The following is a 9,394-nucleotide window of genomic DNA, read 5'->3' as shown; positions in this document are numbered from 1 at the left end:
TTGGTGATTTTGAACTTTTGCTTTGCCACGGAACGGTCTGCGTTGTCGGGAAGATGCGTGATCTGATCCTTCAACTCAGCAAAAGTTCGATTTATTCAACAAAGCCGTGTTCCGACGCAGGGAATGCTCAGCAAGCGCTGTCCAACCTCATCTTCGTCCAACTTTCGTTTCAACTGGGATTCCAAATCTTTAATCTGCTCAACAAGATAGTGATAATGCTGTTGTAATTTCAGCAATAACTGGCTGAGGTAAAGAGGCAAACTATTATCCTCAAGAATGGTACTCAGTCGGCTAATAACGGCAGCTCCTCGGGGAACGCTAATGCCAAATTCCAGCAGAAAAGCATGCATTTGATTGGTTGTTTTTACCTTATCCTGAACCAGGGATTCACGGACACGATGCAGAGCCCGCATTGCCTGCTGAGATTCCGTTCTGGGCTGCACAAAACGCATAGACGGACGCGATGCAGCTTCACAAATAGCTTCGGCGTCGACAAAGTCGTTTTTATTGCTTTTAACGAACGGGCGGACAAATTGTGGTGATATCAGCTTTGGGGAATGCCCCAACTCTTCCAACTTGCGTGCCATAAAGTGAGAACCGCCACAGGCTTCCATTGCGATGGTTGTAGCGGGGCATGTCGCCAAAAATTCGATCAACTTTGGCCGGGTAAATTTTTTACGGTAAACAGCCTTCCCGCGACGATCCTGGCAATGAATATGGAAAGAGTTTTTACCCAGATCGATACCAATGAGCGCAATGTTTTCCATGATAGTTCTCCGAATGAAAGCCTGTCCTCAGCATAGTACCGGGAAGGAGGGAGTGACCATCTCATTAAATATCCTACGTTAAGCCTGTTTCTTTAGCTGGCATTACAAAAAGCGAGCGTCTGCATGGTACAGACAGACACCCGAATACGATAAAAATGAGACGAAAAAAACGGTAATGCTGTCAACCTGTTGATGACTATTTTAATCTGTAGTCATTCAATCCTTGTAACATCAGGATGATCCTGGTGTCAGTGAAAATACGAAATCAACACGTTGGTATCATTACCCACCTGTGAACTGACGTCGGCATTTTGAATCTCACTTCGGCGTGCCCCCTCCGAATGGCGCAAAACATTTCGTGGTATGGCATGATAGCACCCGAAGAGAGTCAATTCAGGGTGGTAAATGTGAAACCAGTAACGCTATACGATGTCGCAGAGTATGCCGGTGTCTCTTATCAGACCGTTTCCCGCGTGGTGAACCAGGCCAGCCACGTCTCTGCGAAAACGCGGGAAAAGGTGGAAGCGGCGATGGCGCAGCTGAACTACATTCCCAACCGCGTGGCACAACAACTGGCGGGGAAACAGTCGTTGCTGATTGGCGTTGCTACCTCCAGTCTGGCCCTGCACGCGCCGTCGCAAATTGTCGCGGCGATTAAATCTCGCGCCGATCAACTGGGTGCCAGCGTGGTGGTGTCGATGGTAGAACGAAGCGGCGTCGAAGCCTGTAAAGCGGCGGTGCACAATCTTCTCGCGCAACGCGTCAGTGGGCTGATCATTAACTATCCGCTGGATGACCAGGATGCCATTGCTGTGGAAGCTGCCTGCGCTAATGTTCCGGCGTTATTTCTTGATGTCTCTGACCAGACTCCCATCAACAGTATTATTTTCTCCCATGAAGACGGTACGCGACTGGGCGTGGAGCATCTGGTCGCATTGGGTCACCAGCAAATCGCGCTGTTAGCGGGCCCATTAAGTTCTGTCTCGGCGCGTCTGCGTCTGGCGGGCTGGCATAAATATCTCACTCGCAATCAAATTCATCCGATAGCGGAACGGGAAGGCGACTGGAGTGCCATGTCCGGTTTTCAACAAACCATGCAAATGCTAAATGAGGGCATCGTTCCCACTGCGATGCTGGTTGCCAACGATCAGATGGCGCTGGGCGCAATGCGCGCCATTACCGAGTCCGGGTTGCGCGTTGGTGCGGATATCTCGGTAGTGGGATACGACGATACCGAAGACAGCTCGTGTTATATCCCGCCGTTAACCACCATCAAACAGGATTTTCGCCTGCTGGGGCAAACCAGCGTGGACCGCTTGCTGAAACTCTCTCAGGGCCAGGCGGTGAAGAGCAATCAGCTGTTGCCCGTCTCACTGGTGAAAAGAAAAACCACCCTGGCGCCCAATACGCAAACCACCTCTCCCCGCACGTTGGCAGATTCCTTAATGCAGCTGGCACGACAAGTTTCCCGACTTGAAAGCGGGCAGTGAGCGCAACGCAATTAATGTGAGTCAGCTCACTCATTAGGCACCCCAGGCTTTACACTCTATGTGTCCGGCTCGTATGTTATGCGAAAATGTGAGCGGATAACAATTCACGCAGGATACAACTATGACAATGATTACGGATTCACTGGCCGTCGTATTACAACGTCGTGACTGGGAAAACCCTGGCGTTACCCAACTTAATCGCCTTGCGGCACATCCCCCTTTCGCCAGCTGGCGTAATAGCGAAGAGGCTCGCACCGATCGCCCTTCCCAAGAGTCGCGCAGCCTGAATGGTGAATGGCGCTTTGCCTGGTTTCCGGCACCAGAAGCGGTACCAGAAAGCTGGCTGGAGCGCGATCTTCCTGACGCCGATACTGTCATCGTCCCCTCAAACTGGCAGATGCACGGTTACGATGCGCCTATCTACACCAACGTGACCTATCCCATTGCGGTCAATCCGCCGTATGTTCCCACGGAGAATCCGACGGGTTGTTACTCGCTCACATTTAATGTTGATGAAAGCTGGCTACAGGAAGGCCAGACGCGAATTATTTTTGATGGTGTTAACTCGGCGTTTCATTTGTGGTGCAACGGGCGCTGGGTCGGTTACGGACAGGACAGTCGTTTGCCGTCTGAATTTGACCTGAGCGCATTTTTACACGCCGGAGAAAACCGCCTCGCGGTGATGGTGCTGCGCTGGAGTGACGGCAGTTATCTGGAAGATCAGGATATGTGGCGGATGAGCGGCATTTTCCGTGACGTCTCGTTGCTGCATAAACCGAGCACGCAAATCAGCGATTTCCATGTAGCCACTCACTTTAATGATGATTTCAGCCGCGCTGTACTGGAGGCAGACGTTCAGATGTACGGCGAGCTGCGCGATGAGCTGCGGGTGACGGTTTCTTTGTGGCAGGGTGAAACGCAGGTCGCCAGCGGCACCGCGCCTTTCGGCGGTGAAATTATCGATGAGCGTGGTGGTTATGCCGATCACGTCACCCTACGTCTGAACGTCGAAAACCCGAAACTGTGGAGCGCCGAAATCCCGAATCTCTATCGTGCGGTGGTTGAACTGCACACCGCCGACGGCACGCTGATTGAAGCAGAAGCCTGCGATGTCGGTTTCCGCGAGGTGCGGATTGAAAATGGTCTGCTGCTGCTGAACGGCAAGCCGTTGCTGATTCGCGGCGTTAACCGTCACGAGCATCATCCTCTGCATGGTCAGGTCATGGATGAGCAGACGATGGTGCAGGATATCCTGCTGATGAAGCAGAACAACTTTAACGCCGTGCGCTGTTCGCATTATCCGAACCATCCGCTGTGGTACACGCTGTGCGACCACTACGGCCTGTATGTGGTGGATGAAGCCAACATTGAAACCCACGGCATGGTGCCAATGAATCGTCTGACCGATGATCCGCGCTGGCTACCCGCGATGAGCGAACGCGTAACGCGAATGGTGCAGCGCGATCGTAATCACCCGAGTGTGATCATCTGGTCGCTGGGGAATGAATCAGGCCACGGCGCTAATCACGACGCACTCTATCGCTGGATCAAATCTGTCGATCCTTCCCGCCCGGTACAGTATGAAGGCGGCGGAGCCGACACCTTCGCAACCGATATTATTTGCCCGATGTACGCGCGCGTGGATGAAGACCAGCCCTTCCCGGCTGTGCCGAAATGGTCCATCAAAAAATGGCTTTCGTTGCCTGGAGAGACGCGCCCGCTGATCCTTTGCGAATACGCCCACGCGATGGGTAACAGTCTTGGCGGCTTCGCTAAATACTGGCAGGCGTTTCGTCAGTACCCCCGTTTACAGGGCGGCTTCGTCTGGGACTGGGTGGATCAGTCGCTGATTAAATATGATGAAAATGGCAATCCGTGGTCGGCTTACGGCGGTGATTTTGGCGATACGCCGAATGATCGCCAGTTCTGCATGAACGGTCTGGTCTTTGCAGACCGCACGCCGCATCCGGCGCTGACGGAAGCAAAACACCAGCAGCAGTTTTTCCAGTTCAGTTTATCCGGGCGAACCATCGAAGTGACCAGCGAATACCTGTTCCGTCATAGCGATAACGAGCTCCTGCACTGGATGGTGGCGCTGGATGGCAAGCCGCTGGCAAGCGGTGAAGTGCCTCTGGATGTCGCTCCACAAGGTAAACAGTTGATTGAACTGCCTGAACTACCGCAGCCGGAGAGCGCCGGACAACTCTGGCTAACGGTTCACGTAGTGCAACCGAACGCGACCACATGGTCAGCAGCCGGACACATCAGCGCCTGGCAGCAGTGGCGTCTGGCGGAAAACCTCAGCGTGACACTCCCCTCCGCGCCCCACGCCATCCCGCAACTGACCACCAGCGAAACGGATTTTTGCATCGAGCTGGATAATAAGCGTTGGCAATTTAACCGCCAGTCAGGCTTTCTTTCACAGATGTGGATTGGCGATAAAAAACAACTGCTGACGCCGCTGCGCGATCAGTTCACCCGCGCACCGCTGGATAACGACATTGGCGTAAGTGAAGCGACCCGCATTGACCCTAACGCCTGGGTCGAACGCTGGAAGGCGGCGGGCCATTACCAGGCCGAAGCAGCGTTGTTGCAGTGCACGGCAGATACGCTTGCCGACGCGGTGCTGATTACCACGGTCCACGCGTGGCAGCATCAGGGGAAAACCTTATTTATCAGCCGGAAAACCTACCGGATTGATGGAAGTGGTCAAATGGCGATTACCGTTGATGTTGAAGTGGCGAGCAATACGCCACATCCGGCGCGGATTGGCCTGACCTGCCAGCTGGCGCAGGTAGCAGAGCGGGTAAACTGGCTCGGATTAGGGCCGCAAGAAAACTATCCCGACCGCCTTACTGCGGCCTGTTTTGACCGCTGGGATCTGCCATTGTCAGACATGTATACCCCGTACGTCTTCCCGAGCGAAAACGGTCTGCGCTGCGGGACGCGCGAATTGAATTATGGCCCACACCAGTGGCGCGGCGACTTCCAGTTCAACATCAGCCGCTACAGTCAACAGCAACTGATGGAAACCAGCCATCGCCATCTGCTGCACGCGGAAGAAGGCACATGGCTGAATATCGACGGTTTCCATATGGGGATTGGTGGCGACGACTCCTGGAGCCCGTCAGTGTCGGCGGAATTCCACCTTAGCGCCGGTAGCTACCATTACCAGTTGCTCTGGTGTCAAAAATAATAATAACCGGGCAGGCCATGTCTGCCCGTATTTCGCGTAAGGAAATCCATTATGTACTATTTAAAAAACACAAACTTTTGGATGTTCGGTTTATTCTTTTTCTTTTACTTTTTTATCATGGGAGCCTACTTCCCGTTTTTCCCGATTTGGCTACATGACATCAACCATATCAGCAAAAGTGATACGGGTATTATTTTTGCCGCTATTTCTCTGTTCTCGCTATTATTCCAACCGCTGTTTGGTCTGCTTTCTGACAAACTCGGGCTGCGCAAATACCTGCTGTGGATTATTACCGGCATGTTAGTGATGTTTGCGCCGTTCTTTATTTTTATCTTCGGGCCACTGTTACAATACAACATTTTAGTAGGATCGATTGTTGGTGGTATTTATCTAGGCTTTTGTTTTAACGCCGGTGCGCCAGCAGTAGAGGCATTTATCGAGAAAGTCAGCCGTCGCAGTAATTTCGAATATGGTCGCGCGCGGATGTTTGGCTGTGTTGGCTGGGCGCTGTGTGCCTCGATTGTCGGCATCATGTTCACCATCAATAATCAGTTTGTTTTCTGGCTGGGTTCTGGCTGTGCATTCATCCTCGCCGTTTTACTCTTTTTCGCCAAAACGGATGCGCCCTCTTCTGCCACGGTTGCCAATGCGGTAGGTGCCAACCATTCGGCATTTAGCCTTAAGCTGGCGCTGGAACTGTTCAGACAGCCAAAACTGTGGTTTTTGTCACTGTATGTTATTGGCGTTTCCTGCACCTACGATGTTTTTGACCAACAGTTTGCTAATTTCTTTACTTCGTTCTTTGCTACCGGTGAACAGGGTACGCGGGTATTTGGCTACGTAACGACAATGGGCGAATTACTTAACGCCTCGATTATGTTTTTTGCGCCACTGATCATTAATCGCATCGGTGGGAAAAACGCCCTGCTGCTGGCTGGCACTATTATGTCAGTACGTATTATTGGCTCATCGTTCGCTACCTCAGCACTGGAAGTGGTTATTCTGAAAACGCTGCATATGTTTGAAGTACCGTTCCTGCTGGTGGGCTGCTTTAAATATATTACCAGCCAGTTTGAAGTGCGTTTTTCAGCGACGATTTATCTGGTCTGTTTCTGCTTCTTTAAGCAACTGGCGATGATTTTTATGTCTATTCTGGCGGGCAATATGTATGAAAGCATCGGTTTCCAGGGCGCTTACCTGGTGCTGGGTCTGGTGGCGCTGGGCTTCACCTTAATTTCCGTGTTCACGCTTAGCGGCCCCGGCCCACTTTCTCTGCTGCGTCGCCAGGTGAATGAAGTCGCTTAAGAAATTAATGTCGGATACGGCGCGAGCGCCTTATCCGACCAACTTATCAGGACGGAATGTTAAAAATGAACATGTCGATGACAGAAAAAATAAAAGCAGGCAAGCTATTTACCGATATGTGCGAAGGCTTACCTGAAAAAAGACTTCGTGGGAAAACATTAATGTATGAGTTCAATCACTCGCATCCATCAGAAGTTGAAAAAAGGGTAATGACTCCAACTTATTGATAGTGTTTTATGTTCAGATAATGCCCGATGACTTTGTCATGCAGCTCCACCGATTTTGTGAGCGACAGCGACTTCCGTCCCAGCCGTGCCAGGTGCTGCCTCAGATTCAGGTTATGCCGCTCAATTCGCTGCGTATATCGCTTGCTGATTACGTGCAGCTTTCCCTTCAGGCGGGATTCATACAGCGGCCAGCCATCCGTCATCCATATCACCACGTCAAAGGGTGACAGCAGGCTCATAAGACGCCCCAGCGTCGCCATAGTGCGTTCACCGAATACGTGCGCAAACCGTCTTCCGGAGCCTGTCATACGCGTAAAACAGCCAGCGCTGGCGCGATTTAGCCCCGACGTATCCCCACTGTTCGTCCATTTCCGCGCAGACGATGACGTCACTGCCCGGCTGTATGCGCGAGGTTACCGACTGCGGCCTGAGTTTTTTAAGTGACGTAAAATCGTGTTGAGGCCAACGCCCATAATGCGGGCGGTTGCCCGGCATCCAACGCCATTCATGGCCATATCAATGATTTTCTGGTGCGTACCGGGTTGAGAAGCGGTGTAAGTGAACTGCAGTTGCCATGTTTTACGGCAGTGAGAGCAGAGATAGCGCTGATGTCCGGCGGTGCTTTTGCCGTTACGCACCACCCCGTCAGTAGCTGAACAGGAGGGACAGCTGATAGAAACAGAAGCCACTGGAGCACCTCAAAAACACCATCATACACTAAATCAGTAAGTTGGCAGCATCACCTGGCAGCTGAAAGTATGAATAATAACGCCCTGACAGGATATTTTATTGCACCCTGTCAAAAGTCATACATTCTTTCCCGGTTTTTGCTTTCTCATACCGGATAACTCTATTTAAGGCTTAAGGATAACCTTCGTCCATCCTTCATCCCGCTCATCGAAGTGCTTATATCCGGCAGGAGCCTCTTCAAGCGAAAGACGATGAGAAATTATTTTGCCCGGACTGGCTTTATCGTGATGGATGAGGCGAGACAGCTGACGGTTATAGGCCTTAACGTTCGCCTGGCCGGTACGGATTGCCTGTCCTTTAAACCAGAAACTCCCAAAATCAAATGGCATCTTACCCTCTCTGGCAAGCTCCGATTCAGCCCCCGGATCCTGAGGAATAAAGACGCCAACCACACCAATTCCCCCGGTTGCTTTCGTCGACGCAACAAGACTGTTCATGGTGACAGAGTTATCTTCATGGCCATGTTTGTTACAGCACTGATAGCCAACACATTCGCAGCCACAATCCGTACCGCGTCCATCCGTCAGGTCGAGAATTTTTTGTACAGCTTCATCGCCAGTAGCATTGATGCCCGTCGCCCCCATTTTTTCAGCCAGAGCCAACCGGTCTGTGTGCGTATCAACCACAAACACCTGTGAAGCACCTTTAATGATCGCCGAATGAGCTGCCATCAAACCGACCGGCCCCGCGCCATAAATGGCCACGCTTTCACCAGGCTTCAATCCGGCAAGTTCTGTTGCATGCCAGCCGGTAGGAAAAATGTCAGAGAGCATCACATAATCATCTTCTTTTTCTGCCGCATCAGGGGGAAGAACAAGGCAGTTAAAGTCGGCAAATGGCACCCGAAGCAGTTCCGCCTGCCCCCCCTCCCAGGGACCCATTTCAGCAAAACCATAAGCTGCGCCTGCCGAACCCGGATTGGTAGTGAGACAAAAGCCGGTCAGACCTTTTTCACAGTTTTCGCAAAAACCACATCCCACGTTAAACGGCAGACAAACATAGTCGCCCACCTTAATACGTTCAACGCCTGAGCCAATTTCGACCACTTCACCCAGGTTTTCGTGACCCAGAATCCGTCCCTGTTCAAAGCTGGTCCGGCCCTCATACATGTGCAAGTCCGACCCACAAATGTTGGTGGTGGTGATGCGGACGAGTACATCCGTGGGGCGGACAATTTTCGCATCCGGTACGTCTTTTACTTTTACATCATAAGGACCGTTGTAAATTACTGCTTTCATGATCTTCTCCTTCTTGCGTGCGGAAAGGAAATGCTGCCCGGCGGATTGGGGTATCAATCGAGTTTAGCTGCCATAACAGATCTCGCGATCGGCGAAAGGACGATTAGGATGTTTCTTAACTAAGTGCATTGAAGTCTGTAAGACAGGTACTTACCGATGAAGGCTGCCTGGAAAACGTAAAAACATCACACGTTAATCCGGTTTTTTTAAGCAGGCAGGGGATTACGGACAGCTTTGAGCGAGAAGCGGATAAAGTAAATCTATCTCATTTCTGCATTGTGCCAGAAGTAGACATAGGTGAATTAGGTAACCCTAGTGAATCGCCACGGATAATCTAGACACTTCCGAGCCGTTGATAATACTGGTTTTCATATTCTGTCGGTGACATCTGTTCGCTAGAACCATGCCGACGCTTACTGTT

6 protein-coding genes and 3 pseudogenes are annotated in these 9,394 nt (G+C 51.5%); 4 read left to right on the top strand and 5 right to left on the bottom strand.

The features are described from left to right. The coding region (locus ACOTX1_RS23575; RefSeq protein WP_223175615.1) for a hypothetical protein at window positions 1-74 on the bottom strand (74 nt) is incomplete at its 3' end. 36 nt (window positions 75-110) lie between these two features. Then, window positions 111-767, bottom strand: a pseudogene (locus ACOTX1_RS23570) (IS110-like element IS4321 family transposase); the annotation flags it as partial. 407 nt (window positions 768-1,174) lie between these two features. Here ACOTX1_RS23570 and lacI point away from each other — a divergent pair. The 4 genes and pseudogenes from lacI to ACOTX1_RS23550 all read left to right on the top strand — a co-directional run. Beyond that, complete coding sequence (gene lacI, locus ACOTX1_RS23565) at window positions 1,175-2,257, top strand: DNA-binding transcriptional repressor LacI (protein ID WP_007851507.1); 1,083 nt, start codon at window positions 1,175-1,177, stop codon at window positions 2,255-2,257. A 121-nt stretch (window positions 2,258-2,378) separates the two neighbouring features. Next, window positions 2,379-5,453 carry a beta-galactosidase gene (gene lacZ, locus ACOTX1_RS23560; RefSeq protein ID WP_007894989.1) on the top strand — a complete coding sequence of 1,025 codons (3,075 nt, stop codon included), beginning with the start codon at window positions 2,379-2,381 and terminating at the stop codon, window positions 5,451-5,453. Between the two features lie 51 nt (window positions 5,454-5,504). Beyond that, window positions 5,505-6,758, top strand: coding sequence for a lactose permease (gene lacY, locus ACOTX1_RS23555; RefSeq protein ID WP_003846917.1), 1,254 nt, complete (start codon window positions 5,505-5,507; stop codon window positions 6,756-6,758). Between the two features lie 65 nt (window positions 6,759-6,823). Next, a pseudogene (locus ACOTX1_RS23550) lies at window positions 6,824-6,964 on the top strand (maltose acetyltransferase domain-containing protein); the annotation flags it as partial. A gap of 14 nt (window positions 6,965-6,978) precedes the next feature. On the opposite strand, the pseudogene ACOTX1_RS23545 reads toward ACOTX1_RS23550, so the two are convergent. The 3 genes and pseudogenes from ACOTX1_RS23545 to ACOTX1_RS23535 form a co-directional block, all read right to left on the bottom strand. Next, a pseudogene (locus ACOTX1_RS23545) lies at window positions 6,979-7,354 on the bottom strand (IS1 family transposase). Window positions 7,355-7,398: 44 nt separating this feature from the next. Further along, entirely contained in the window at window positions 7,399-7,674 is a 276-nt protein-coding gene (locus ACOTX1_RS23540) for an IS1-like element transposase (protein WP_000179213.1), read from the bottom strand. 165 nt (window positions 7,675-7,839) lie between these two features. Then, window positions 7,840-8,973: a glutathione-independent formaldehyde dehydrogenase gene (locus ACOTX1_RS23535; protein ID WP_017384068.1), complete on the bottom strand. Its 1,134-nt coding sequence runs from the start codon at window positions 8,971-8,973 to the stop codon at window positions 7,840-7,842. Window positions 8,974-9,394: the final 421 nt, after the last annotated feature.

The organism is Enterobacter cloacae complex sp. IR5401, from assembly GCF_049238425.1.
Classification (GTDB): Bacteria; Pseudomonadota; Gammaproteobacteria; order Enterobacterales; family Enterobacteriaceae; genus Enterobacter; species Enterobacter hormaechei_C.
This window is presented reverse-complemented; position numbering and strand designations above follow the sequence as displayed.

Bases quoted from the DNA above. Each gene is read 5' to 3' on its own strand.
- lacZ (WP_007894989.1), top strand. From the start codon at position 2,379: ATGACAATGATTACGGATTCACTGGCCGTCGTATTACAACGTCGTGAC.
- lacY (WP_003846917.1), top strand. From the start codon at position 5,505: ATGTACTATTTAAAAAACACAAACTTTTGGATGTTCGGTTTATTCTTT.
- ACOTX1_RS23535 (WP_017384068.1), bottom strand. From the start codon at position 8,973: ATGAAAGCAGTAATTTACAACGGTCCTTATGATGTAAAAGTAAAAGAC.